General features: G+C 64.2%; 21 protein-coding genes and 1 tRNA gene. 16 read left to right on the top strand and 6 right to left on the bottom strand.

Annotated features, from left to right (window positions below; genetic code table 11):
- The first annotated feature begins 34 nt into the window (after nt 1-34).
- The 5 genes from H5P29_RS21335 (at nt 35) to H5P29_RS21315 (ending at nt 5649) form a co-directional block, all read left to right on the top strand.
- A complete protein-coding gene (locus H5P29_RS21335) occupies nt 35-1561 on the top strand; it encodes an ABC transporter ATP-binding protein (RefSeq protein ID WP_154385601.1) in 1527 nt (508 codons plus the stop codon).
- Nucleotides 1551-2615, top strand: a complete 1065-nt coding sequence (locus H5P29_RS21330; protein WP_067963092.1) for an ABC transporter permease — start codon at nt 1551-1553, stop codon at nt 2613-2615. Before H5P29_RS21335 ends, H5P29_RS21330 begins: the two co-directional genes overlap by 11 nt.
- Nucleotides 2612-3544 (top strand): ABC transporter permease, encoded by a 933-nt coding sequence (locus H5P29_RS21325; RefSeq protein ID WP_154385600.1) that lies wholly within the window; start codon nt 2612-2614, stop codon nt 3542-3544. Before H5P29_RS21330 ends, H5P29_RS21325 begins: the two co-directional genes overlap by 4 nt.
- A gap of 171 nt (nt 3545-3715) precedes the next feature.
- Nucleotides 3716-4591, top strand: a complete 876-nt coding sequence (locus H5P29_RS21320; RefSeq protein WP_154385599.1) for a methylenetetrahydrofolate reductase — start codon at nt 3716-3718, stop codon at nt 4589-4591.
- A 35-nt stretch (nt 4592-4626) separates the two neighbouring features.
- On the top strand, nt 4627-5649 hold the full coding sequence (locus H5P29_RS21315; protein WP_067963086.1) for a GlxA family transcriptional regulator: 1023 nt from the start codon (nt 4627-4629) through the stop codon (nt 5647-5649).
- A gap of 193 nt (nt 5650-5842) precedes the next feature.
- Here H5P29_RS21315 and H5P29_RS21310 read toward each other — a convergent pair whose 3' ends face one another.
- Nucleotides 5843-6775: a helix-turn-helix domain-containing protein gene (locus H5P29_RS21310; RefSeq protein ID WP_067963084.1), complete on the bottom strand. Its 933-nt coding sequence runs from the start codon at nt 6773-6775 to the stop codon at nt 5843-5845.
- Between the two features lie 211 nt (nt 6776-6986).
- On the opposite strand from H5P29_RS21310, the gene H5P29_RS21305 reads away from it, so the two are divergent.
- The 7 genes from H5P29_RS21305 to H5P29_RS21275 all read left to right on the top strand — a co-directional run bounded on the left by H5P29_RS21305 (nt 6987) and on the right by H5P29_RS21275 (nt 15057).
- On the top strand, nt 6987-8042 hold the full coding sequence (locus tag H5P29_RS21305; RefSeq protein ID WP_067963080.1) for an aromatic ring-hydroxylating dioxygenase subunit alpha: 1056 nt from the start codon (nt 6987-6989) through the stop codon (nt 8040-8042).
- 147 nt (nt 8043-8189) lie between these two features.
- Nucleotides 8190-9182: a PDR/VanB family oxidoreductase gene (locus H5P29_RS21300; RefSeq protein ID WP_067963077.1), complete on the top strand. Its 993-nt coding sequence runs from the start codon at nt 8190-8192 to the stop codon at nt 9180-9182.
- 94 nt (nt 9183-9276) lie between these two features.
- A complete protein-coding gene (gene add / locus H5P29_RS21295; protein ID WP_083948611.1) occupies nt 9277-10326 on the top strand; it encodes an adenosine deaminase in 1050 nt (349 codons plus the stop codon).
- 92 nt (nt 10327-10418) lie between these two features.
- The gene (locus H5P29_RS21290) at nt 10419-11450 is read left to right on the top strand and encodes a BMP family protein (RefSeq protein WP_154385597.1); all 1032 of its coding nucleotides are present in this window, start codon (nt 10419-10421) and stop codon (nt 11448-11450) included.
- A 75-nt stretch (nt 11451-11525) separates the two neighbouring features.
- Nucleotides 11526-13061 carry an ABC transporter ATP-binding protein gene (locus H5P29_RS21285; RefSeq protein WP_067963069.1) on the top strand — a complete coding sequence of 512 codons (1536 nt, stop codon included), beginning with the start codon at nt 11526-11528 and terminating at the stop codon, nt 13059-13061.
- Nucleotides 13058-14128, top strand: coding sequence for an ABC transporter permease (locus H5P29_RS21280; RefSeq protein WP_154385596.1), 1071 nt, complete (start codon nt 13058-13060; stop codon nt 14126-14128). The genes H5P29_RS21285 and H5P29_RS21280 overlap by 4 nt, the downstream gene beginning before the upstream one ends.
- Nucleotides 14125-15057: an ABC transporter permease gene (locus H5P29_RS21275; RefSeq protein ID WP_067963064.1), complete on the top strand. Its 933-nt coding sequence runs from the start codon at nt 14125-14127 to the stop codon at nt 15055-15057. Before H5P29_RS21280 ends, H5P29_RS21275 begins: the two co-directional genes overlap by 4 nt.
- A 76-nt stretch (nt 15058-15133) precedes the next feature.
- On the opposite strand, the gene H5P29_RS21270 is transcribed toward H5P29_RS21275, so the two are convergent.
- Nucleotides 15134-15967, bottom strand: coding sequence for a helix-turn-helix domain-containing protein (locus H5P29_RS21270; protein WP_067963062.1), 834 nt, complete (start codon nt 15965-15967; stop codon nt 15134-15136).
- Between the two features lie 163 nt (nt 15968-16130).
- On the opposite strand from H5P29_RS21270, the gene H5P29_RS21265 reads away from it, so the two are divergent.
- On the top strand, nt 16131-17369 hold the full coding sequence (locus tag H5P29_RS21265) for an aminomethyltransferase family protein (protein WP_185910156.1): 1239 nt from the start codon (nt 16131-16133) through the stop codon (nt 17367-17369).
- 34 nt (nt 17370-17403) lie between these two features.
- Nucleotides 17404-18450: a GlxA family transcriptional regulator gene (locus tag H5P29_RS21260; protein ID WP_154385594.1), complete on the top strand. Its 1047-nt coding sequence runs from the start codon at nt 17404-17406 to the stop codon at nt 18448-18450.
- A 151-nt stretch (nt 18451-18601) separates the two neighbouring features.
- On the opposite strand, the gene H5P29_RS21255 is transcribed toward H5P29_RS21260, so the two are convergent.
- The 3 genes from H5P29_RS21255 to H5P29_RS21245 form a co-directional block, all read right to left on the bottom strand.
- Nucleotides 18602-19123: a hypothetical protein gene (locus H5P29_RS21255; protein WP_154385593.1), complete on the bottom strand. Its 522-nt coding sequence runs from the start codon at nt 19121-19123 to the stop codon at nt 18602-18604.
- A 517-nt stretch (nt 19124-19640) separates the two neighbouring features.
- Nucleotides 19641-19714 (bottom strand) — tRNA-Gln (locus tag H5P29_RS21250).
- A 109-nt stretch (nt 19715-19823) separates the two neighbouring features.
- On the bottom strand, nt 19824-20768 hold the full coding sequence (locus tag H5P29_RS21245) for a YbhN family protein (protein WP_154385592.1): 945 nt from the start codon (nt 20766-20768) through the stop codon (nt 19824-19826).
- Nucleotides 20769-21061: 293 nt separating this feature from the next.
- Here H5P29_RS21245 and H5P29_RS21240 point away from each other — a divergent pair, with 293 nt between their 5' ends.
- Both H5P29_RS21240 and H5P29_RS21235 read left to right on the top strand, forming a co-directional pair.
- Nucleotides 21062-22420 carry a Ppx/GppA phosphatase family protein gene (locus H5P29_RS21240; RefSeq protein ID WP_067963050.1) on the top strand — a complete coding sequence of 453 codons (1359 nt, stop codon included), beginning with the start codon at nt 21062-21064 and terminating at the stop codon, nt 22418-22420.
- Nucleotides 22417-23139 (top strand): RlmE family RNA methyltransferase, encoded by a 723-nt coding sequence (locus H5P29_RS21235; protein WP_154385590.1) that lies wholly within the window; start codon nt 22417-22419, stop codon nt 23137-23139. The genes H5P29_RS21240 and H5P29_RS21235 overlap by 4 nt, the downstream gene beginning before the upstream one ends.
- On the opposite strand, the gene H5P29_RS21230 is transcribed toward H5P29_RS21235, so the two are convergent.
- Nucleotides 23134-24543 carry an MFS transporter gene (locus H5P29_RS21230; protein WP_185910155.1) on the bottom strand — a complete coding sequence of 470 codons (1410 nt, stop codon included), beginning with the start codon at nt 24541-24543 and terminating at the stop codon, nt 23134-23136. The two genes, H5P29_RS21235 and H5P29_RS21230, sit on opposite strands and share 6 nt — an antisense overlap.
- Nucleotides 24544-24753: the final 210 nt, after the last annotated feature.

Below are 24753 nucleotides of genomic sequence, written 5' to 3'. Positions count from 1 at the left end.
AACTGCACTGATGCGCCGGAGGAGTTCTAGGCAAATGACTGTTGCGTTGCAGGCCAGCGGATTGAGCAAGAGATATGGCGACGTCGTTGCGCTGGACGACGTGTCGCTCGACATACATGCCGGCGAGATCCATTGCCTGTTCGGCGAGAACGGCGCCGGCAAATCCACGCTGTCCGGTTGCCTTTACGGCTATGTCCAGCCCGATAGCGGCGCGCTCGCCATCGACGGCAGGCCGATGCGGCTGCGTTCGCCGGCCGAAGCGCTGCGCCTCGGCATCGGCATGATCCACCAGCATTTCAAGCTCGTTGGACGGCTGAGCGTCATCGAAAACATTCTGGTTGGTGCCGGCGGCCGGGGGCTGTTCCTGGACACCAGGGCAGCGCGGCGGCGGCTGGCAGCTTTGTGCGCCGACTACGGCGTCGCGCTTTCTCCTGACGCCATCGTCGAGGAACTGCCGGTCGGCCTGCAGCAGTGGGTCGAGATCATCAAGGTTCTGTTCCTGGGCGTGCGGGTCCTGATCCTCGACGAACCGACGGCGGTTCTGACGCCACAGGAATCCGACCGCCTGATGGCGGCACTGGAGCGCATGCGCGACGCCGGCATGGCGATCGTGCTGATCTCCCACAAGCTGCGCGAGGTGATGCGTTCGGACCGTGTCACCGTCCTGCGCGCCGGCAAGCTGGTCGCATCCCTCAAGACCGCCGAGACATCTCCTGAAGAACTTTCGGTGCTGATGGTCGGACGCAAGGTTTCGCCGTCCTACGACCACAACAGGGAGACGCCGGGCGAGATCGTGCTCGATCTGAGCGACGTCTACGTCAATGGCGAGCGCGGCCACCGCGTCCTCGACGGATTGAGCATCCAGGTGCGCGCGCACGAGATCGTCGGCCTCGCCGGTGTTGCCGGCAACGGCCAGCGCGAGCTGTTCGAGACCATCATGAGGGTGCGTCCGCTCGAGGCCGGGCGCATCAGCATCGACGGCAAGGACGTAACTGCGGGATCGACAAGGGACGTCATCGATCTCGGTGTCGGCCATATTCCTGACGACCGCTATCTGCAGGGGCTGATCGGCAGCTTCACCATCGCCGACAACATCGTGCTCGGCAGGCACCACGACTGCGCCTTTCGCAAGGGGCCGTTCCTCGACCGCAAGGCGATCAGTTCCTTTGCCGCCGACAGCATGTCCGAGTACCGCGTCGCGGCGAGGGACAGCGGCACTCGTGTCGACCGCCTGTCCGGCGGCAATGCGCAGAAGGTGATCCTGGCGCGCGAGCTGCAGCGCAGCACGTCGCTGCTGCTTGCCAACCAGCCGACGCGCGGCCTCGACATCGGCGTCATCGACTATGTCTACCGCCAGCTTCTGGCCAAGAAGGCCGAGGGGTTCGGCATCCTCCTGGCTTCGGAAGAGCTCGACGACCTGATGACCCTCTGCGACCGCATCGCCGTGATCCACCGCGGCAAGATCGTCGGCGTGGTCGACCCTTCAGGCACCACTCCGCAGCATCTCGGCCTGATGATGGCCGGCCAGGCAGTTTCGGGAGGAGACGCCCATGCACATTAAGCTCGAACAACGCCATGGTTCCAGCCTGCTCTGGCAGGGCGCTTCGTATGGCCTGGCGATACTGGCGGGTTTCGTCGCCACCGCAATGTTGCTGAAACTGTCCTCGGCCGACGTGACGACCGCCTTCGAGGCGCTTTTTCGCGGCGCCCTTGGCAGCCAGCGCGCCATGCTGCGCACGCTCGTCGCCGCCACGCCGCTGATCCTCACCGGGCTCGCCGCTGTCGTCGTCTTCCGCGCCCGGATCTGGAGCATCGGCCAGGAAGGCCAGGTCTATGCCGGCGCGATGGGGGCCTATTGGGTCGCGTCGTCGCTGGCCGATGCGCCGCTTGTTGTCGTCGGGCCGCTGGCGATTGCCGGCGCCATGCTCGGCGGCGCGACGATGTCCGGCATCGCAGCGCTTCTGCGCAACCGCTACGAGGTCAACGAGATTTTCTCGACGGTGATGCTGAACTACATCATCGTCTATCTGCTGTCCTTTCTGCTGTCGGGCGGACCATGGACGGAAGCGGGCACCACGGTCGCCTACCACCAGACGCCGCTGCTGGCGCAGACGGCCTGGCTGCCGCATCTGGCCGGACCATTGCATGCCGGCATCCTGATTGCGCTTCTGGCTGCGATTGCCGTCCATCTCCTGCTCGAACGCACGTCATCGGGATATGACATGCGGGCGCTCGGCGCCAACCAGACCGCCTTGCGCTTCATGGGCATGGATGTGCCGCGCATCGTGCTGGTCACCATGCTGTTGTCCGGTGCGCTTGCCGGGCTTGCGGGTGGCGTGGAGCTGCTCGGCGTCCAGCATCGGCTGAAGGCCGACTATCTCTTCGGCCTCGGCTATGGCGGCATCATCGTTGCCATGGTCGGCGGCCTGCGGCCGGCCGGAACCGTGGCGGTCGCCATCCTGTTCGGCGGCCTGTCCTCGGGCGCCGTCGACATGCGCATCCAGAGCGGCGTCCCGGATTCCCTGATCCAGGCGATGCAGGGCACCATCCTTCTCTTCGTCCTTTGCGGCACGGCACTGGCCCGCTACCGCCTCACATGGAGCTCGGCCAAATGAGCGGACTGTTTCAGGAAGCCATCTTCGTCAGCCTGCTCGCGGCGACCATCCGCATCGCCACGCCGCTGCTGTTGTCGGCCATGGGCGAGCTGGTCACCCAGCGCGCCGGCATCTGGAACGTCGGCGTCGAGGGCACCATGCTGACCGGTGCCTTCATCGCCTACATCGCCTACGCCGTCAGCGGCGATCACCTCACCGCATTCGCATTGGCGATCTCAGCTGCCATGGTGCTGGGGGCCATCACCGCTTTCCTCAGTGTCACGCTCCGGGTCGATCATTTCATCACCGGGCTGGGCATCAACCTGCTCGCCAGCGGGCTCACCCTGTTCTGGTTCCGCAGCTTCGTGAAGGGCAAGGCGCAGCCGACCTTCGACAGCATCGGCACCGTGCCGATTCCCTATCTCTCGGATATCCCCGTCATCGGCTCCGTGCTGTTCGACCAGCGCCTTCTGACCTACGCCGCCTTCGCGCTGGTGCCCGTCGTCTGGGCATTCCTGTACCGTACCAGGACCGGGCTTGAACTCCGGGCGCTGGGCGAGAACCCGGCGGCACTCGACACGATGGGGCTCAACGTCGTGGCCCGGCAATATGCCGCGACCATCTTCGGCAGTGCCTTGACCGGCCTTGGCGGCGCATTCCTGATGCTCGGCTTTTCCGACCGTTTCGTTCCCGAGCTTTCCGCCGGCCGTGGCTGGCTCGTCGTCGTCGCGCTGATCGCCGGCAACTGGCATCCGCTTCGGGTAACATCAGCCGTGCTTGCCTTCTCCTTCCTGGAGTCCGTGGCGACCCACAGCCAGGCGATCGGTGCGGCGGTTCCCTACCAGTTGCTGCTGGCGCTGCCCTACGTCATCTCCATCGCCATCATCGTCATGGCCAGGGGAAAGAGCCGACAGCCGGCAGCACTTGGCGAAAGCTACAGCAGGTCATGAGCAACACCTCCGACATGGCCGGCGAGATGTGGACGGGCGTTGCGCCGGCCCGGCCGAAATGCGCCTACGACTTCTCCCCGCCCTGATCCCGGGCTGAACCTCCTGCGCCTTCACAGTCCCCGCCGCGGCCCCCAAGCCGGCGCTTGCTCCCTCTTTGCCCGGAGATCCGAAATGCCCGAACCCAAGCATCGCCTTTCACCCGAGAATTCGCCGAACCTTGTCGCCGAGGGCGTGTCACTCGAGCTGGCGCCGGCGCAGGCCGCGGGATTCCTGCCGCTCGAAACGGCTTTTCCCGAGGGCTCACGTGTCTTCCTGACCCATCTCGAAGGCAAGCCTCTGGCCTTGCAGGTCGAGGCGGCGAGGCAGCTCAGGCAGGCAGGTTTCGTGCCCGTGCCGCATTTCGGGGCGAGGCATTTCGCGTCACCGAAGGAGTTCGTCGACCTCGTCGGCGCCCATAGCCGCAACGGCGTCACCGAGGCCTTGTTTGTCGGCGGCAACCCGCTTGCCGCCAACGGGCCGCTTGAGGATGCTGCCGACCTGCTTGCCCATCCCGTCATCGCCGACAGCACGATCCGGACGGCCTTCATCGGCGGTTACCCTGAGGGCCATCCCGCAATCGGCCGGAGCGCGCTCGCCCATGCGCTGCTGCGCAAGATCGCCATCTGCCATGACCGCGACCTTGCTCCGCGCATCGTCTCGCAATTCGCCTTCGACGGGGCGATGATGGCGGCCTGGACAAACGATCTGCATCGCGCCTACCCGGGCATTCCGGTCCATCTCGGAGTGGCCGGCGTCACGTCGCTGACCAAGCTGATCAAGTTCGCCATGATGTGCGGTGTCGGGCCATCGCTGGCAGCTCTTCGCCGCTCCGGCGTCGGGCTGTTCAACGTACTTGCCGACAAGGACCCCGGCGACCTAATCGAGGCCATCGAGGCTGGCCTGGCATCAAACTGCGGTGCGCAGACCTTCCTGCACATCTTTCCCTTCGGCGGGTGGGAGAAATCGCTGTCGTGGCTTGAGGAGTTTCGACGCCGGCGGGCGAACTGACGAAGCAAGAGAGGGGCAGCCAGGAGGAGCAAGCGATGAACGCGCCCTGCAAGCAAACGGATTTCAGGCCGGCGAGCAGCCCACTCTCCGGTCTCGTGCCTGAGCCAGGCGATGGGGTCGACATGGAAATCCTGCTGTTGGTCGGGTTCTCGCAATTGTCGCTCGCAGCGCTGACCGAACCGCTCAATCTCGCCAACAGCTTGTCCGGCAGGTCGCCGTTCACGTGGCGGCTTACAAGTCTCGATGGCTTGCCGGTGGTGAGTGCCAGCGGCATTTCAATTGGTGTTCAAGGATGCTTCGACGGGGTCGCCGTCCAGTCTGATCGGCCGCCGGCGCTGCTGATTTGCGCCGGGCAGGAGGTGGAGGGGCAGGGCGGTCCACATCTGAGGAGCATGCTGCGCCATGCCGCCAGGCGTCGGGTGCCCGTCTATGCCATGGGCACCGCCAGTTGGCTGCTGGCCGATGCCGGGCTGCTCGGTGACAAGCGCTGTACCATCCACTGGAACAAGATGGCGGCTTTCGCCGAGCGCTTCCACGACATCGAAATCGATGACGCCCTGTTCATACGCGATCGCCAGGTCGTCACCTGTGCCGGCGATTTCGCTGCCTTCGACCTGGCGATCGATCTCATCCAGCAACATTGCGGCATCGAGATTGCCCGAACCATCTGCCAGCACCTGACCGCCGACCGCTGGCGCGACGGCGCAAGCTGTCAGTCGGCCCCGCCGGGCCTCCGCCATGGCGCCACCGGACGCAAGCTGCTCCAGATCATCCAGCTGATGGAGCGCAACATCGAGGATCCACTGCCGCTGATCGACATCGCCCGCTGGGCGTCATTGTCACGCCGCCAGGTCGAGCGCCTGTTCGAGAGACTGCTGTCGACGACGCCGCGCCAATACTACATCAAGCTGCGCCTCGGGCGGGCCCGGCAGCTGTTGGAGCTCACCGAAATGCCGGTGACCGAAATTGCCATTGCCTGTGGCTTTGCCTCGCCGTCCTACTTCTCGAAGAGCTTCAAGGAGCATTTTGGCAGCCTTCCCAGCCAACTCAGAAGCTAGCCGTTCCTATCTCGCGACCAGTCGGGCTGCCGCCAGATCCGGACTGCGGCCGGACATCGCCAGGCAGGCCCGCCTGCGCCGGCCGTGATCCGGGTCCGTCGGTCTTTCCCGCGCTCCAGATGACGTCCACCACGGGAAGTCATCGCCTGGCTGGACCTGTTTGCCCGGTGGCCGGCGCCGGCGCGGCGGTCGGTTAGACCTCCCGTGCACCCGTGGGGTCGCTCGGGTCCTCGATTGGCGTCATCGTCGCTGACGCCTCGGGCTGCAGCACCGTCTTGTCTGAAAGCGCCATGCCATAGGCCGTGTCGCCGGCGCCTTCGGCGACGTCGCTTGCCATGCGGTAGCCCTTGTTTTCGCGCACCTGGCGCGGCGACAGGCCGAACTGTTCGGATATCTGCCTGGAGAAGTGGAACGGGTTCTTGTAGCCGCACTGATAGGCGATGTCGGAGATCGGCAGGCCGGTCTGCAGCAGCAGGAAGTGGCCGCGCGAGGCCCTGACCTGCCAGAGATAGCGCACCGGCGTGACGCCGATATGCTTGCGGAACGACGAAACCAGATGCTGCGGCGTGACGCCGACGAGCGCGGCGAGGCGGTCGACCGTGATCTCCTTCTCGTAGTTCTCGTCGATATAGAAGCGGGCGCGCAGAACCGAACGCGGCGTCTGCCGCTCCTGCTCGGACATCTGCGCTTCATGGAAATAGGCAAGAAAGATCGACTCTCCCAGCGCATTGCGCAACTGGTTGAGGTTGGAGCTCGAGCCGGCACCGAGCTCCACCCCGAGCCGCTGGATGCTCTCGATGCGCTGTGGCAGGGGAATACGGGTCGGCAGCGAACGCAGCCGCGAGGCAAGCGCCTCGCTGACGTCGCCGGCATAGCCCTCGCACCAGCTCACCCTGGTGTGCCGCCCCTCGCTATATTCCATGGACAGGCCGCGTTCGTTGCGGAAGAAGCCGCAGCTTCTTGCACCCAGCACCGTCTCCTCGTCGTCGCAGATGACCTTTGCCTTGCCTTCATGGATGATCAGCAAGGTCACATAACGCTCCTTGAGCGGGCCATAGACGCCGCCTGCCGGATATATAGCCTCACCGAAGGCGAAGCCTCTTCCATTGTCGATGAATGCGCGCATAGCCAAGGCCTCGCTTGCCGTGCCATGCGTTTTCCTAACACGGCTCAATGCGTCGTCAAAGATAAGAAGAATGTGGCCTTAACGTCAGATATGTTTTCGGCCGACGCAGGCATTCCGTGAAAACAGGGGCTGCGGAATACTCCAGACATCAACGGGCGAGCCGGTCACGCCGCCTGGACATGCCAGCAAGACGCATCCTCTGGAGGAAAACGTGTTTCTGCCCGCCGACCATTCCAAGACGAGAGACGAGCTGCCGCGTGGCTGCACATTTGCCGCCAGCGACTGGCATATCCTTGCCTCGTTCTGGCATCCGATCGCCTTCGTTCACGACATCGCCGACAAGCCGGTGCGGGCAAAGCTGCTCGACGTCGACCTTGTGATCTACAAGACATCCGCCGGAATCACTGTGGCGCGCGATCTGTGCCCGCATCGCGGCACCCGCATCAGCGCCGGCTGGATGGCTGACGACCAGATCGTCTGTCCGATGCACGGGCTGCATTTCGGTCATGACGGCGCCTGTTCGAAGATCCCGTCGATCGCCAATTCCGAAGGGCGCATACCTCCCAAGCTGCGCCTCGAAACCTACGCCTCGGTCGAGCGCTACGGCATCGTCTGGACCTGCCTGAAGGGTGAGGCGATCTGGCGGCTGCCGGAGTGGGACGGCATTTCCAACCCGGCCCTGCGCAAGGTTTATGTGCCCGAAGGCACCTGGTATGCGGCAGCAAGCCGGCATGTCGAGAACTTCAACGACGTTGCCCATTTTCCCTGGGTTCACACCCAGAGCTTCGGCGGCAGCACGGCCGATCCGATCCCGCCTTACGACGTCGAGCAGACGGACTATGGCCTGCGCTTCGAGCTGCCTTATCATGAAGGCTTCAACCGCTTCGACGACGGCGTCGAAGGCGACGAGCGCGACGTGGTCTACACCTACGAGCTGACCTATCCGTTCTCCACCCTGATCAAGATCGATCCGCAGGGCTCCGACTACGTCGTCTATTTCGCCGACACCGTCTGCCCGGTCTCGGCGCGCGAGACGCGCATCTTCCAACTGATGACCGACACCTCGGGCAATCCCGACACCGACTACTGGGTCAAGGATGCGCTGCTGATCAACGACGAGGACAAGCCGATGGTCGAGGAGCAGCATCCCGAGGAGCTGCCGCTCGATCTGACCGAGGAGATCCATGTGCCGTCGGATCGCATGTCGCTCGAATATCGCCGCGGGCTGGTCCGCAGATTTGGCCTCGGTGCGCCGATCGCGAGTTGATCTCGGAACAATGTCGCAACCGCAGATATCAGGAATATCGATGCCGATCCGTCTCGCAACCCGCTTCCACCGCTACACCGGGCTTGGCACCCGGGCGGGACAGGATGACGGCCGGACAGCCCGGCAAGAGAGGAGGGCGTCTTGACCATGGCGTTTCCAAGAAACGGGCTTACATCAGCAGCGCCGGCCGACACCAGGCTGAAGCTTAAGATCGCGCGCAAGTGGACTTCTGCCGAGGGCATCGTCGCAATCGATCTCACGGCCTCCGATGGCGCGCCCCTGCCGGCCTTTACGGCAGGGTCTCACATCGATCTGTTCCTGCCCGGTGGCTTCACGCGTCAATATTCGCTTCGCAACGATCCGCGCGAGCGTCACCGCTATGCGATCGGCGTGCTGCGCGAGCCAGGTGGTCGCGGCGGTTCGGCCTATGTCCACGACAGGCTGAACGTCGGCGACCTTATCGACACGAGCAGGCCGCGCAACGCCTTCGAGCTCGATGAAACCGCGCCGTTTTCGCTGCTGCTGGCCGGCGGCATCGGCGTCACGCCGATCCTGGCCATGGCTTATCGGCTATCGTCGCTGGGGCGGGATTTCGAGTTCCATTATTGCGCCCGCAGCGCCGACCGGCTCGCCTTTCGCGATGAGATCGAGGCCTCGGCTTTTGCCGGCAAGGTCAGGTTCCATCTCGACGATGGCCCCGAGGTGCAGCGGCTGAGCCTGGACAGGTTGTTGGCCTATCGGCCTGCGGGTGCGCATCTCTACGCCTGCGGTCCATCGGGGTTTCTCGACGCCGTGGTCTCCAGGGCCAAGCCAGGCTGGCCGGCGGATGCCGTGCATCGCGAGTATTTCGCCAACGCGGCACCAAAGGCGCAATCCGACCAGCCGTTCAGGATCACGCTGGCGAGCACCGGCCGCAGCTTCGACGTCGCCTCTGGGCGCAGCATCGTCGAGGTGCTGGCCGACAACGGCATCGACATTCCGGTGTCGTGTGAACAGGGCATCTGCGGCACCTGCGTGACGCGGGTGGTGTCGGGCGAGCCCGACCATCGCGATCTCGTTCTGACCGACAGGCAGCGTGCCGACCACATGACGCTGTGCTGCTCGCGCGCCCTGAGCGCCGAGCTGATCCTCGATCTCTAGGCCGGAAGGACGTTTTCCATGCGGCACTGAATGTCGACCAGGCAGCGAAGCGCGAGGGCTGTTGGCCCGAAAAGGAAAAGCCACCGAGGAAAAGATGATGCAACTGGAACAATTCGTGCGGACCCTGCCCAAGGCGGAGCTTCATCTGCATCTTGCCGGTGCGGTCAACGCCCGGACCTTCCTCAAGCTGGCGCACAAGAACAATGTTGCGCTGCCTGATTTCGACGAGGTCGAGGACCTCTACCGCTACGACAATCTTGTCGATTTCCTCGACGTCTATGATCTCGTCGCGCGCTCCGTCGTCGACGCAGACGATTTCCACCTGATTGCCTATGAGGCGCTGGAACATGTCGCCAAAGCCGGCGGCCGCTACACCGAATTCTTCTTCAGCCCGCAGGTGCATCAGGATGCCGGCATCAGCTACCAGACCATGTTTTCCGGCATCCTCCAGGCGATGGACGACGCCGAGCGCGACTTCGGCCTGGTGTCGCGGCTCATTCCGGCGATCAATCGCGAGCTGAGCCTCGATCGCAGCCTCGAATTCCTCGAGCTGATTTTGCCGTTCCGCTCCGACAAGGTCATCGGCATCGGCCTCGACTATGACGAGGAGCCGTTTCCGCCGGCGCCGTTCAAACCGGTCTACGACAAGGCGAAGAAGGCGGGCATGCGGCTGACCGCCCATGCCGGCGAGGGCGGCCCTGCGGCCAATGTGCGTGACGCGCTCGACTTGCTCGGCGTCGAGCGCATCGACCATGGCTACCGCGTCATGGAAGATCCCGATCTCGTCGCGCGCTGCATCGCCGAGGACATCGCCTTCACCGTCTGCCCGAGCTCGACAGTCATCCTCACACATTGGCGCGACCTTACCGCCGCCGACCACCCGATCCGCACCATGCTCGATGCCGGTCTCAAGCTGGTGGTCGATACCGACGACCCGCCCATGCTGCAGACCGACCTTGCCAAGGAATACCGGCTGCTTGCCGAAACCATGTCGCTCGACCGGGCGAGCCTTGCCGCGCTGGCGCTGAATTCTCTCGATGCGGCCTGGCTCGACGACAGCACCAGGCGCGCCTGGCGGGCCGAGTGGACCAGGGATATCGACCTGTTGATGGCCGAGCCGGAGGAGGCGCACGTCACCAATTGAGACCAGGCCGGCTCGAGGAGGAGGCGGCCCAACCAACAAGAACAGACGGGATAGAACCCGGACAATAACACCAGAGGGAAAGGTACGATCCTATGTTGAAACATCTCGCGAGAAGGCTGGCGATCTTGGCGATGCTTGCCATATCAGCCATGACAGGCAGTCCCGAGCGCGCAGCGGCAGCCGACCCTGACAAGCTCAACATCGCCGTCATCCTGTCGGCCGGCATCGAGAGTGCCTGGGACGGCACGTTGATCGAGGCGCTAGAACGCGCAAAAGTGGCCAAGCCGCACGGGCTCGACATCACCTGGAAATACACCGACCCGCTGTGGGGCGACGATGCCGGCGATGCCATGCGGCTTTTTGCCGAAAGTGGCGAATATGACGTCATCTGGGCCCACAGCACCTATTCCGACCAGGTCAAGAAGCTGCGGGAAGAGTTTCCCGACATTCTCTTCGTCGTCGTCGGCTCGGGCAATGAAGGGCTCGGCGGCAATCAGTACTGGGTCTACAAGCGTGTCCACGAGCCGGCCTATCTGCTTGGATATGCCGCTGGAAAGCTGACCAAGTCGAACAGGCTGGGCGCCGTCGGAACCTTCCCGGCCGATGACGTCAACGACGAGATCAATGCCTTCTTCGCTGGTGCCAAGGCGGCAAACCCAGCCGTCGAGCGCACCGTCGCCTTCATCGAATCCTGGTACGACCCGGCCAAGGCAGGTGAATACACCAAGGCGCAGATCGCCACGGGCGCCGACCTGATCTTCCAGCTCACCGGCAATTTCAAGCCGTGCGAGGAAGCCAAGATCCTGTGCTTCGGCAATTTCCAGGACCAGAAATTGTTCTCGCCGTCGACCGTGCTGTCCAGCGCCGTGGCGCAGTGGGATCCCGATGTCAGCTGGATCGTCGACGAATGGTGGGCGCACAAGGCGGAAGGAAAGTCTTATCAGGGCAACACAGACAAGCGCTGGTTCGCCATGAAGGACGGCGGCTCGGCCGTCGTGCCCAACGCCGACTTGCAAGCCAACGTGCCCGCCGCGGTCCAGACCGACCTCGACGCGCTCAAGGCCAGGATCATGGCCGGCAGTTTCGAGGTGCCTGTCGACGTCTCCGATCCGAAGGCCAAGTAAGTCCATTGCAAGCCCGGCCGCGACGGGCGCTTCCGCCTGCCGCGGCCCTCGCTCACTCGAAATTGGGTGCCTCCCATGTCCACTGCCTTGCGTGTCGAAGGCCTGACCAAGCGGTTCGCCGGGGTCACCGCCAACGACGATGTCGACTTCGACCTGCGCCGCGGCGAGATCCATTGCCTGTTCGGCGAGAATGGCGCCGGCAAGTCGACGCTTTCGTCCTGCATCTTCGGCTTCTACCGACCTGACAAGGGCGAGATCCTGCTGCGCGATCAGCCTGTGCAGATTGCCTCGCCGATGGACGCCATCCGTCACGGCATCGGCATGGTGCACCAGCATTTCGTGCTCGTTCCCGAATTCACCGTGCTCGAAAACATCATCGTCGGCACGCAGCGCTCGGGCTGGCGGCTGAACGCCGCCGAGGCGCGCCAGAAGCTGAGGGGCATCTGCGACGGCTACGGCATCGATCTCGACCTCGACGCCTATGTCTGGGAGCTGCCTGTCGGGCGCCAGCAATGGGTCGAAATCCTGAAGGCCCTGTATCTCGATGCGCAGATCCTGATCCTCGACGAACCCACGGCGGTGCTGACGCCGGGCGAGTCGAAGGTGCTGTTCGACATCGTCCGCAAGATGTGCGCCCGCGGCATGTCGATCATCCTGATCACCCACAAGCTGGTCGAGGTGATGCAGTCGGACCGGGTCACGGTGCTGCGCAAGGGCAGGGTGGTGGCGACGCTCGACACGCCCGCCACCACGCCCGACGAGCTGGCCAGGCTGATGGTCGGCCGCGACGTCTCCTTCACTGTCACCAAGCCCGAACTGGCTCCCGGCGAAACCATCCTCGCCGTTGAGGGCCTGTCGGCGCGCGGCTTCTGGGGCGATGCGGTGCTGAAGGACGTCTCCTTCTCGGTCGCGCAGCATGAGATTCTCGGCATTGCCGGTGTTGCCGGCAACGGCCAGAAGGAACTGTTCGAGGTGCTTTGCGGCGTGCGCAGGCCCGCCGCCGGTTCGATCCGCTTCAAGGGCGAGGAGGTGGCCGGCATGTCGCCGCGGGCGATGATGGACCGCGGCGTCGGCCACATTCCCGACGACCGTTTCCGCGAAGGACTGGTTCCCGAGTTCAGCGTCGCCGAGAACGTCGTGCTCGGCTGGCAGCGCAGCCCGAAATACTGCAACGGCCCGCTGATGGACCGCGAGGCGATCACCGGCCTGGCGCGGGAGATGATCGGCGAATACCAGATCACCACGCGCGACGAGCATGTGTCGGCCGGAAAACTCTCAGGCGGCAACGCCCAGAAGATCATCATCGCCCGCGAGTTCCTGCATGCCTCGGGCCTGGTGCTCGCCAACCAGCCGACGCGCGGCCTCGACGTCGGCGTCATCGAATATGTGCAGACGCAACTCCTGAAGAAGCGCGCCGAGGGCTTTGCCATCGTGCTGGCCTCGGAGGAGCTCAGCGATCTGTTCAGCCTCGCCGACCGCATCGCGGTGATGTTCAAGGGCGAGATCATGGGCATCGTCGACCCCAGGAAGGTCACGGTCGCCGAGGTCGGCGTGATGATGGCCGGCCGCCGTGGGGACATTGCGGCCAGCAAGGAAAGGGTTTCGGCATGATCGTCTTCGAACGCAGGATGGAGGCGAATGCGCTCTGGACGCTGTCGTCCTTCATCATGGCCATTGTCGCCGGCCTGGCGGCTTCGGCCGTATTGATCGCGTCGACGGGCGCCAATGTGCCTGATGTCTTCGGCGCATTGCTGCAAGGCTCTGTCGGCTCGCCCAAGGCGCTGGCAACGACGCTGGTCAAGGCAACACCGCTGATCCTGACAGGCCTTGCGACTGTCATCGCCTTCCGCGCCCAGATCTGGAGCATTGGCCAGGAAGGGCAGGTCTTTGCCGGGGCGATGGGCGGCTATCTCGGCGCGCAATTGCTTGCCGGCCTGCCGCCGCTGCTGTTTTTCCCCGGCGTGCTCGCACTTGGCATGGCGGCCGGCATGGGGCTCGGCTGGATCGCTGCGGTGCTGCGCAACCGCTTTGCCGTCAACGAGATCATCTCGACGGTCATGCTCAATTATCTCGTCGTCTACCTGCTGTCATGGCTGCTGCAGGGCGGCCCCTGGGGCGAGACGGGCGGCACGATCTCCTACCACCAGTCGCCGATGCTGCCGGATACGGCCTTCCTGCCAGCGCTGTTCGGCAGCAGCCGACTGCATGCCGGGGTGCTTTTGCCCTTCCTCGCTGCCGCCATCTGCGCGCTGGTCATGTCGCGCACGCCTTTGGGCTATGAGATCCGCGGCCTGGGCTACAATCCCGAGGCCTTGCGCCACAAGGGCGTCAACATCGCCCGAACGGTGAGCGTGATCATGATGGCGAGTGCAGCACTTGCCGCCCTTGCCGGCGCCATCGAGCTTTTCGGCGTTTCTCACCGCCTGCGCGCCGACAATCTCATCGGCCTTGGTTATGCCGGCATCATCGTCGGCATGATCGGCGGCCTGAGCCCGATCGGAACCGTCTTTGCCGGGCTGTTCTTCGGCGGCCTGGCGAGCGGCGCCGTCTATATGCGGGTGCTCGGCGACGTGCCGGCTTCGCTGGTCCCGGCAATGCAAGGCATCACCTTGTTCTTCTTCCTCTGCGCCGGTGTGCTGGCGCGTTATCGCATCGTCATGAAGGTTGCCGTCCAATGAGCCAGCTGTTCCAGGAAGCGATCATCATCAGCATCCTCGCCTCGACCATCCGTATCATGACGCCTTTGCTGTTTTCGGCGATGGGCGAGCTGATCACCCAGCGCGCCGGCATCTGGAACATGGGCGTCGAGGGCACGATGCTGACGGGCGCCTTTGCCGCCTATCTGGTGGCCACGCTGACCGGTTCGTTATGGCTGGCGGTACTTGCGGCAATCGTTGCCGGCGCCTTGATGGGCCTCGTCATCGCCTTCATGACCGCGACCCTGCGCGTCGACCATTTCATCGCCGGTCTCGGCCTCAACCTTCTGGCCGGTGGGCTCACGCTCTACTGGTTCCAGAGTTACATCCAGGGCCGCGCCCAGCCGATCTTTTCGGGCTTCCAGGACGTCGACATCCCGCTTCTGTCCGACATTCCCGTCATCGGCCCGGTGCTGTTTTCGCAGCGGGCGCTCACCTATGTCGCCCTGCTGGTCGTACCGGTGGTCTGGTTCCTGCTCTATCGCAGCCGCTACGGCCTCGAACTGCGCTGCCTCGGCGAAAATCCCAAGGCGCTCGACGTCAAGGGCCTAAGCGTTTCGGCCCGGCAATATCTGGCCGTCATGCTGGGAAGTGCGATGACCGGGCTGGGCGGCGGCTTCCTCATGCTCGGCTTTTCCGACCGCTTCCTGGCCGATTTCACCGCCGGTCGCGGCTGGATCGTCATCGTCGCGCTCATCGCCGGCAATTGGCGGCCAAGGGGCGTTCTGATCGCGGTGACGGCTTTCGCTTTCCTGGAGTCGCTCGCCACCCACCTGCAGGTGGTCGGCGCCCAGGTTCCGCACCAGCTGCTGCTCGCGCTGCCCTATCTCGCCTCGATCGGCCTCTTGATGGGCCTGCGCTTCCGCTCGGGCCAGCCGGCGAGGCTCGGCATCCCCTACGCCAGGGAATGACCCGAGGGTTGTCGCTTCCACCGGCATCTTCAACAGGCGACATGCGGCCGGCATGTCGCCTGTTTCGTTATGATGGTCAGAACGCCGTATTGCCCGGGTTCTCCAGCACGTCGCTGGGAGCGCGATAGCCTTTGTTCGCGCGGATTTCGGTCGGCGTCATCGCAAAATTCTGCCTGATATGACGCGAGAAATGAAACGGGTTCTTGTAGCCGCACTGATAGGCGATCTCGGAAACCGACAGGCCGCTTTGCAGCAGCAGGGCCCGGCCGCGATTGGCCCGCATCTGCCAGAGATAGCGCATCGGCGTGACGCCAAGGTGCTTGCGGAACGATGAGATCAGCTGTTGCGGCGACAGGTTGGCGATGGCCGCGAGCGCGCCGCCGGTGATGTCCTTGTCTATGTTTTCATCCATGTGTCGCTTCACCCTGAGGATCTGCCTGGGAACGAAGCGGTCGCGTTCGCTGAGCCGCGCCTCATGGAAGAAGGCGGTGTAGAGCGCGTAGCCAACGGCATTGCGCACGTCGTTGAGGCCGGTGCTCGAGGAAAAGCCGAGCTCGACGCCGATGCGCAGCAAAGCGGCCAGTCTTTCGGTCAGAGCGACGACAGGCGAGGCGCCGGCGAGCGGCGAGGGCCCGCTTGCCCAGATCTTGCCGGGTACGCCTTCGCACCATCCCACCCGGTGCAGGATGTCGCGTTCCATCTCGATCAGGAACAGGCGGTCATTCTTGAAGAAGGCGGCTTGGCCACCCGCAAGGGTCGTTTTCTCGTCGTCGCAGGTGACCCTGATCAACCCCTCATGGACGAAGATCAGGCTGACATACTGCCTCGACAAAGGTCCATAGACGCCGCCGCGGGAATAGGTCGCCTCGCCGAAGGCGAAACCGTGGCCGACGTCGACGATGGAGTCCATGCCAGCACACCCTCTGCTTTGTTCAGGTAAAGCATAGTAAGATCGCTGTTGGATAAATTCCATCCCGGCTTTAATCAGGGATATGCATTGCCGTTGGCGCGGTATTCTCTCCGCGCCCCGCTGGCTGCACAGTCAAGACACTCACGTCAGGAGGAGAAAGACAGTGCAGGACAAGGCTGAACTGGCAGGCAACGGCACACCGTTCCATGCTGCGACGAGCGCCGAGATGCGGACCACCTGGTGGTATCAGTGGGACAAATACATCGTCCCCGACGTCTATACGAGCATGCCGCAGGAACTGGCGGCGATCCGCAACGCGGTAGCCATGATCGACATGTCGCCGCTGCCCAAGATGGAGCTGCGTGGCCCCGACGCGCATCGCCTCGTCGACCGGCTGATGACCCGCGACATGACGCGGCTCGCGGTCGACCACGTGATGTATGCGCCATGGTGCAACCGCGACGGCCTTCTGGTCGGCGACGGCCTGGTTTTCCGCCTCGCGGACGACTGGTTCATCGTCTCGGGTGAAACAAGCCACGCATGGTTTGCCAGTCAGGCCGGCGGCCTGCAGGTTACGATCCGCAACGCCTCCGACGACTATGGCATCCTCTCGCTGCAGGGGCCGCGCGCCTTCGACCTGATGCAGGCGGCGACCGGCCGCGACTGGTCCGGCCTCAAATTTTCGCAGATCGGGCGCGCCGCCATTGCCGGCCATGACATTCTTGTTGCCCGGCAGGGCTTCACCGGCGAACTCGGCTTCGAGCTCTGGGTGCCGAGGGCAGCGGGTGCCGCAGTCTGGCAAGAACTCCAGGCCGTCGGCCAGCCATTCGGCGTTTTGCCGGCGGGCGAATATGCCGTTGACGTCGCCCGCATCGAGGCCGGCCTGATCCTGGTCTCGGCCGATTACAACGGCGCCGGTCCCGATCCCCGCACCGCGCGCGTCGACGTCACAGACGAATTGAACATCACGCCGATCGAGGCCGGCCTTGGGCGGCTGATCGATTTCGGCAGCGATTTTGTCGGCAAGCAGGCGCTTCAGGCCGCCGCGGCCGAGCCGGGGCGGCGCTTCGTCGGGTTGCACTATGACGCCAGCGCGATCGTCACCGCGGCTGCCGAAAACAGCGCTTGCGGCACCGCACTGTCCCGGGTGTATTGGGGCTCGATGCCCATCTTCCACAAGGGTACCTCCCACGCCGGCAAACCGGTGGGCCGCGCCTCGAGCCTTGCCTTCAGCCCGACGCTGAAGCGCGCCATCAGCTTCGCTTTCCTGCCCGCCGAGCTGTCGTCACCGGGCACGGTTGTCGATGTCGAGCTGAAGGACGACGAGGGTGCGGCCATCGGGCGGGTCCCGGCCACTGTTGTCTCCTTGCCGTTCATCGAAATCCGCCGCTCGAAAGGTTGACGACGGCACATAACGACCTCGGGAGGAGAGGCACGTGAACATCGCTCACAGGCCCGCATCGTTTGATCCTGAAGCCCGGCCACGCGCCGCACGGGCTCTCTCCTCCGGCGCGTCCACGACATCCGAGGTGTCGAGCTTCCAGATCCTGCTCTTGCCCGGTTTCTCGCAGCTCTGCCTGGCATCGATGATCGAGCCGCTCAGGCTCGCCAATTCATTGTCGGGCAGGGAGCTGTTCCGCTGGCAGCTGGCAAGCCTCGACGGCTGTCAGGTGGTCTGCGCCAGCGGCATGGCGCTTGACGTGGCCGGCAATATCTTTGCCGAGGAGGCGGCGGTCACCGCGTGCCGCCACACAGCCGTGCTGGTCTGCGCCGGCGAGGGCGTCGAGCAGCACGCTACCTGCGAACTGCGCAATTTCCTGCGCCGCATCCACCGCGCCGCCGTGCCGATCTATGCCTTGGGCACCGCGACCTGGCTGCTCGCCGACGCCAGGCTGCTCGACGAGGCCCGCTGCACCATCCACTGGGGCAAGATGGCGGCGCTGTACGAGACCTTTTACGGCCTTGCCATCGACGATGCACTGTTTGTCCGCGACGGCTCCATCGTCACCTGCGCCGGCGCGTTTGCCGGCTTCGACCTGGCGATGGATCTGGTGGGGCAGCATGGCGACGTCGAGCTGGTGCGCACCATCTGCCAGCATCTCGCCGCCGACCGCTGGCGCGACGGGGCGAGCGCCCAGTCGCTGCTGCCCGGCTTGCGTTTCGGCAGCGGCGGCAAGAAGCTGTCGCGCATCCTGCAGCTGATGGAGCGGAACATCGAGGACCCGCTGTCGCTTGAGGACATCGCCCGCGAGGTGTCATTGTCCAGGCGCCAGATCGAACGCCTGTTCGAGCGCCATCTGTCGACCACGCCGCGTCAGCATTACCTCAGACTCAAGCTCCGTCGCGCCCGGCAGCTGATCGAAATGACCGACATGTCGGTCACCGACATCGCCATCGCCTGCGGCTTCGATTCGGCGTCCTACTTCTCGAAAAGCTTCAAGGAACATTTCGGCATCCTGCCGAGCGTGCTGCGCGCGCGGTGAGGTGCGGGAGCAGGACGAGGGCGGTGCGCCGGGCGTGGGGCAGGGCCAGCCAGGCGGGCAATCGCCTCTCCAATGCATTGCATCGCCTCGCTTCGGTGCCGACAGACAGCCGATCACAGCAGGGTGCATCATAGGCAACCGGCTGAACTCTTCAGGTCGCGCCTAGCCGTTGCTTGACTCCGTCGAGGAAGTATTTCCGCGTCAGATAGCTCGATATCTGCCCCTGCTCGCTCAGCTTTACACCGACGATCGCACCGGCATCCGCCATGTACTTTGATGCATGTTTCGCGATGATGACGTCGGCATCATCGTCGAAATGGTTTGATCCGTACAGGATCATCATGACCTTCTGTGCGTGGAGCACGCCCAGCTTAAAATCGTCGTCCATCTCCCTCGTCGCCGTCAGGTAATTCTGTACGACCTCCCTGCCGCGAGCTCCTGTCAGCTTCGCCAGCGTGCTCGTGATCACTCTCCCCAAATCTTCGCCGGCGAGTTTACTGTTGGAGCTGAACGCAGCCAGCACCCGGATCATCCCGCCAAAATATCCAAGTACATAGGGGTCACGCCAAAACCCCGGCGGGATGCCGCCATCCATTTCCTTCAGTCGTACCAGTTGCACGCAAGCTTCTGTCGCCACGTTGACGGCATTTGCCTTCCGAATCCAACCGAACATCGCTCCCCCAGCCCGAAACCCGGCAGCGGACGCCAGCTTAGCGTTTGAACCTGCCGACATAATCCCAGATTGCTTGATCAAAATTGTATTTGCCACGGATTGCAACTTACCAAACTTAGGCGTTCTCGGCTCTCTACATCTCCTTTGCAGTAGACATGCTGTCGCGTTCAAGGCGGGTTGGACGATGTCCACGCGGGCATAACCAGATCAGCTCGCTCAGAAGGCAATCTGCGCCACGAAGTACATGGCTGCGAAGTTGCCAGCGGCCGAGACGGCCGCCTGCTGACTATGCGGAAGGAAGGTGCCGCTCCATGGCGTGCAGGGTGAGACAAGCGCCTGGCGGGGCATTCCTCCAGCAAAGCCGTGTAAGCCTCGTGTCGCCGGGCTCAGCGGAGTGCCCCCCAAGATGCTGATGGAGATAAAGGGGGAGGATTGGTATTAGGCTTTGGTGAGCAACCCAAACGGGGTCCGGCAGTACTGGAATGAATTTAGGGATTAAAGGCTTTTAGAGAAAATTTGGCTGGGGAACCTGGATTCGAACCAGGACTAACGGAGTCAGAGTCCGTGGGTCTACCGTTAACCTATTCCCCAGCAAGGCCGATCTGGTGTCGGCCGCGACGTTTATTCAACGCCGCCGGTGCGCGCCTTTTAGCCGCCGCCGGGAAATAGTCAACCCCACAGGCGGCGGCAATTTTGGTTTTCAGCTCTTGTCCGTGTTGCCGCTGCGTCCGAACTGCGAATGCTCGAACCCAAGCACGGCGACGATGCCGAGAATGAGCGGAATGATGAGATAAAACAGGCGGAAAACCAAAAGCGCGGCAAGCACTGTCGCCGGATCCATTTCCGGCAGGCCGGTGAGGAACACCACTTCGAGCACGCCAAGGCCGCCCGGCGCATGTGATGCCTGCGCCACCGCAAACGAGACCAGGAAGATGCCGAGCACGATCAGGTAGCCGGGATTGTTCTCAGTGGGCAGGGCGAAATAGATGATCGCAGCAGCTGCCAGGATCTCCAGCGGGCCGATGATCAGCTGGCGCGCGACGATGGGCAGGGACGGGTAATAGAGGCGGAAGTTGCGGATGGCGAGCGGCTTGAGATGCAGCCAGCTGCCGAAGACGTAAGCCGCGACTGATACGAGCATGGCAATGCCGAGTGCGATCCACCAGCCTTCATGGCTGCCTTCGGTGTAGCGGTCGAGCAGGCCGGGCTCGAGCAGAATCACCACGGCGCCGACAAAGACGCTCGACAGCACGAAGGTGAACCAGCAGATGCCGACAAGGACGCCGACGTCCTGGCCGCTCAACCCCTTGCTGGCATAGGCGCGATAGCGGATGACGGCGCCCGAAAACACCGAGCCGCCGATATTGTGCGACAGCGCATAGGTGGTGAAGGAACAGACGGTGACGAAGAACCACGACACGCGTTTGCGCAGGTGCAGAAGGGCGATGTGGTCATAGCCGGCAAGCGCGGCATAAGCGACGACGGAGCTCAATGCCGACAGGATCCAGCCATGCGGCGGGATGGCGGCGAGCCCGCTCCAGACATCGTTGATGGAGATTTCGCGCCACTCATTGTAGAGCAGCCAGGCAGAAACGGCGACGGCGCCGAGCCCGATGACGGGCCAGAAAAAGTCCTTGATTCTCATGCGGCTGCGCTTGCCCACTCCTTTCGGTCTGGCGTTTCGATACCTCGTATTGTGGCTATGCGTCCGCTCGCACGACCGGGTGGGGTTCCAGCTTTGCCCCATCGAAGCCGGCTATTCAACCCGAGCTGCGGTTTTCTGTGCGCAAGCCCGGCGCGTCCGGCATGCCGGGCGGCAAATTACGACGCGGGCGGCCTTGGTGATCGGCGCGCACGCTGATACTGTGGCCGCAACACAAGATGAGATGCGCGTGCAGCGTCCGAAAGGTTCGCGCGGCGCCAGAAGGAAGTTGCAAGGTGAAGGACCGCGAGCCCGGCGCTGACGCGTCGGATGCGGGTGTCTCCCGGGATGGGTCGTCGCGTCACAGCGCCGGCCGATCTCAAAAGGGCCGTCAGGCCGCCGCACGACCGGTCAACGGTCACGGCCAAGGGGACGCTGCGCAACACAAGACAAAGACCCGGAAAAGGCGCAAGCGCCGGCGCGGGCGCAAGGTTTTTGCGCGCGATGGCGCACAACCCGTTGCCGGCGGCGGACAGGCTGAAACAGCGATCCCGCCGGCCGCACTCAAGCCGAACATGCCGCCGGCAAAACCTGGTCCCGCACCCAGGCCGGATCAGGCCGAGCTGGCACGTCGCGTGCCGACGGCCGAGCTGCCGGTCTTTGCCGCGCTCGACCTCGGCACCAACAATTGCCGCTTGCTGGTCGCCGTACCAGGCAGGCCCGGGCAGTTCCGTGTCATCGATGCCTTCTCGCGCATCGTCAGGCTGGGCGAGGGACTGTCGGCATCGGGGCGGCTGGGCCAGCCGGCGATGGACCGCGCCGTCGAGGCGCTCAAGGTCTGCAGCGACAAGCTGCGCAACCGCAAGATCCGGCAGGCGCGGCTGATCGCCACCGAAGCCTGCCGCACGGCAGCGAACGGGGCGGAGTTCATCGACCGCGTCGAACGCGAAGCGGGCCTCAAGCTCGAGATCATCGACCGTCAGACCGAGGCGCGGCTTGCCGTTTCCGGCTGCGGCTCGCTGGTCGAGCGCGACACCGACGGCGTCGTCCTGTTCGACATTGGCGGCGGCTCGTCCGAGATCGCGCTGATCGACGTCTCGCGCCATCGTTCGCCGCGCCTGGCGAATCATATCGTCTCGTGGACCTCGCTGCCTGTCGGCGTCGTCTCGCTCGCCGAGCGATTCGGCGGCCGCACGGTGACGCGCGAGATCTTTGCCGCCATGGTCGAGGATGTCGCGACGCGGCTGCGCGCCTTCGACGGGCGCGACCGCCTGAGCCACATCGTCTCCAGCCCGAAATTCCACCTCCTCGGAACGTCTGGAACGGTGACCACGCTGGCCGGCGTGCATCTCGAACTCGACCGCTACGACCGTCGCCGCGTCGACGGCCTGTGGATGGACGGCTCAAGCGTCGACCGCATGGTCGAAAAGGTGCTCGGCTGGGATTTCCAGCAGCGCGTCGCCAATCCCTGCATCGGTGCCGACCGGGCCGACCTGGTGCTCGCCGGCTGCGCCATTCTCGAGGCGATCCGCGCGGTGTGGCCGTCGGAAAGGCTGCGTGTCGCCGACAGGGGCTTGCGCGAAGGCATATTGAGCGAATTGATGGCCGATGACGGCGTGTGGCGCCGCAACTGGCGAAACGGACAAATGAGATGACCAAGAAGCCGACTAAGCCGGAGGTGGCGGCAGGCGCGACACGCGTGATGCGCACCAAGATCAAGAAGAAGCGCGGCCTCAAGGAATCGTCGCGCCGCTGGCTCGAGCGCCACATGAACGATCCTTATGTCCAGCGCTCCAAAGCCGACGGCTACCGCTCGCGCGCGGCCTACAAGCTGATCGAGATCGACGACAAGCATCATCTGCTCAAGCCCGGCATGAAGATCATCGATCTCGGTGCCGCGCCCGGCGGCTGGTGCCAGGTGGCGGCGGCCCGCACCGGCTCGACCGCCGAGAACCCGCATGTCGTCGGCATCGACTATCTCGAAATGGATGCCGTGCCCGGTGCGCCCGTGCTGCTGATGGATTTTCTGGATGACGCCGCGCCGCAGCGGCTTTCGGAAACGCTCGGCGGCGCCCCCGACGTCGTGCTCTCCGACATGGCGGCGCCGACGACGGGCCACCGCCGCACCGACCACATCCGCACCATGCATCTGTGCGAGGTCGCCGCCGATTTTGCCATTTCGGTGCTCAAGCCGGGCGGCCACTTCCTGGCCAAGACCTTCCAGGGCGGCACTGAGGCCGAGCTCTTGAACCTGCTCAAGCAGAATTTCCGCAGCGTCCATCACGTCAAGCCGCCGGCCTCGCGCGACGAATCGGCCGAGCTTTATTTGCTCGCCAAGGACTTCAAGGGTAGGGCTGCCCCCGACCCGTCATAGCTGTTGCGGCTCTTCGACTGTGGGCCTCTGCCCGCCATGACCTGAAATAGCCTTGCCGGCGTCGGGCGCCAGCCGCGAGAACAAAAGCATCGGCAGGGCCGTGATGACGGCGATGACCAGGAAGGCGAAGGTGAAGCCTGCGCCGCCGATGGCCTGGCCTGTGAACACGCTCCACAACTCCAGCGCGCCGCCGCCGACGGCAACGCCGAGCGCCACCGTGATCTGCTGGGCGGCCGCCGAAATCGCCGTTGCCTGGCCGCTCTGCGCCGGCTCGATATCGGCGAACACCAGAGCGTTGGTGGAGGTGAAGAACATCGAGCGCAGGAAGCCGGCGAGGAACAGCACCGACAGGATCAGCACGTAAGGCGTCTCGGCCGTGAAAAAGCCGTTGGCGGCGATCAGGCAAGCCGAGCAGCCCGAGGCGACCAGAAGCACGGTGCGGAAGCCGACAGTGCGCAGGATGCGCGGCGCCACGAATTTCATCGTCAGCGCGCCCGCAGCGGTTGCGAAGGTGATCATGCCGGACTGGAACGGCGTCAGCCCGAAGCCGAGCTGGAACAGCAGCGGCAAAAGGAAGGGTGTCGCGCCGACGCCGATGCGGAACAGCGATCCGCCCGCAATGGCCGTCCGGAACACCGGGTTGGAAAACAGCTTGAGCTGCAGCAGCGGGTAATCCCTGCCCCTGGCGTGCCTGACATAGAGCAGGGCGCTGATCACGCCGATGCCGATGGTCACGACGCCAACGACCGGCGGCAATGCCGGCAGGCTGACGACCGACAGGCCGAAGACGATGCCCGAGGCGGCGATGGCCGAGAGGAAGAAGCCTGTGACGTCGAGCGGGCGTGTCGGCTCGGGCGGGATTTCAGGCAGGAAACGCCCGGACAGCCAGATGCCGATCGCGCCGATCGGGATGTTGATCACGAAGATCCAATGCCAGGCAAAGAAGGTGGTGATGAAGCCGCCGACCGGCGGGCCGATCAGTGGGCCGATGAGGGCAGGGATGGTCAGCGTCGCCATGGCCGACACCAGTCCGCTCTTCTCAGTTGTGCGCACCAGCACCAGGCGCGCCACCGGCGTCATCATCGATCCGCCCATGCCCTGCAGGAAGCGCGCCAGCACGAACTCGCCTAGGGAACCAGAGACGGCGCAGGCGACCGAGCCCAGCATGAACACGCCGATGGCGACGCGGAAGACCAGCTTGGCGCCGAAGCGGTCGGCCATCCAGGCGCTGATCGGGATGAAGATGGCGAGCGAGACGAGATAGGCCGTCAGCGCCAGCTTGAGCGCGATCGGGCTCGTACCGATGTCGGTGGCGATCGCCGGCAAGGACGTTGCGATGACGGTCGAATCCATGTTCTCCATGAACAGGGCGACGGCAAGGATCAGCGGGGTGGTTCTGTTCACGCGGGGCAAGTCCGGGGGGCAGGAAGTCTGACGCAAGGCGGTCGCTGGTTCGACCGCAACCGAGCGTTATCACGGATGCCTTGATATGTCCGTAGCCAGCGCCTTTTGCAATTCAGGGCCAGATACTTCGAGGTGCCGGCCTCGCGGGCATAACGCATAGTCTCGGCGATGCATTCCGAGGTTGGCGGATGTGTCGACAGGAAGTCGTTG

This window comes from Aminobacter sp. MDW-2 (assembly GCF_014250155.1).
Taxonomy (GTDB): Bacteria; Pseudomonadota; Alphaproteobacteria; order Rhizobiales; family Rhizobiaceae; genus Aminobacter; species Aminobacter ciceronei.
This window is presented reverse-complemented; position numbering and strand designations above follow the sequence as displayed.

Coding starts and splice junctions, on each gene's coding strand:
- H5P29_RS21335 (WP_154385601.1), top strand. CDS start 35: ATGACTGTTGCGTTGCAGGCCAGCGGATTGAGCAAGAGATATGGCGAC.
- H5P29_RS21275 (WP_067963064.1), top strand. CDS start 14,125: ATGAGCCAGCTGTTCCAGGAAGCGATCATCATCAGCATCCTCGCCTCG.
- H5P29_RS21235 (WP_154385590.1), top strand. CDS start 22,417: ATGACCAAGAAGCCGACTAAGCCGGAGGTGGCGGCAGGCGCGACACGC.
- add (WP_083948611.1), top strand. CDS start 9,277: ATGATGCAACTGGAACAATTCGTGCGGACCCTGCCCAAGGCGGAGCTT.
- H5P29_RS21280 (WP_154385596.1), top strand. CDS start 13,058: ATGATCGTCTTCGAACGCAGGATGGAGGCGAATGCGCTCTGGACGCTG.
- H5P29_RS21310 (WP_067963084.1), bottom strand. CDS start 6,775: ATGCGCGCATTCATCGACAATGGAAGAGGCTTCGCCTTCGGTGAGGCT.
- H5P29_RS21290 (WP_154385597.1), top strand. CDS start 10,419: ATGTTGAAACATCTCGCGAGAAGGCTGGCGATCTTGGCGATGCTTGCC.
- H5P29_RS21255 (WP_154385593.1), bottom strand. CDS start 19,123: ATGTTCGGTTGGATTCGGAAGGCAAATGCCGTCAACGTGGCGACAGAA.
- H5P29_RS21245 (WP_154385592.1), bottom strand. CDS start 20,768: ATGAGAATCAAGGACTTTTTCTGGCCCGTCATCGGGCTCGGCGCCGTC.
- H5P29_RS21300 (WP_067963077.1), top strand. CDS start 8,190: ATGGCGTTTCCAAGAAACGGGCTTACATCAGCAGCGCCGGCCGACACC.
- H5P29_RS21285 (WP_067963069.1), top strand. CDS start 11,526: ATGTCCACTGCCTTGCGTGTCGAAGGCCTGACCAAGCGGTTCGCCGGG.
- H5P29_RS21270 (WP_067963062.1), bottom strand. CDS start 15,967: ATGGACTCCATCGTCGACGTCGGCCACGGTTTCGCCTTCGGCGAGGCG.
- H5P29_RS21315 (WP_067963086.1), top strand. CDS start 4,627: ATGAACGCGCCCTGCAAGCAAACGGATTTCAGGCCGGCGAGCAGCCCA.
- H5P29_RS21320 (WP_154385599.1), top strand. CDS start 3,716: ATGCCCGAACCCAAGCATCGCCTTTCACCCGAGAATTCGCCGAACCTT.
- H5P29_RS21325 (WP_154385600.1), top strand. CDS start 2,612: ATGAGCGGACTGTTTCAGGAAGCCATCTTCGTCAGCCTGCTCGCGGCG.
- H5P29_RS21330 (WP_067963092.1), top strand. CDS start 1,551: ATGCACATTAAGCTCGAACAACGCCATGGTTCCAGCCTGCTCTGGCAG.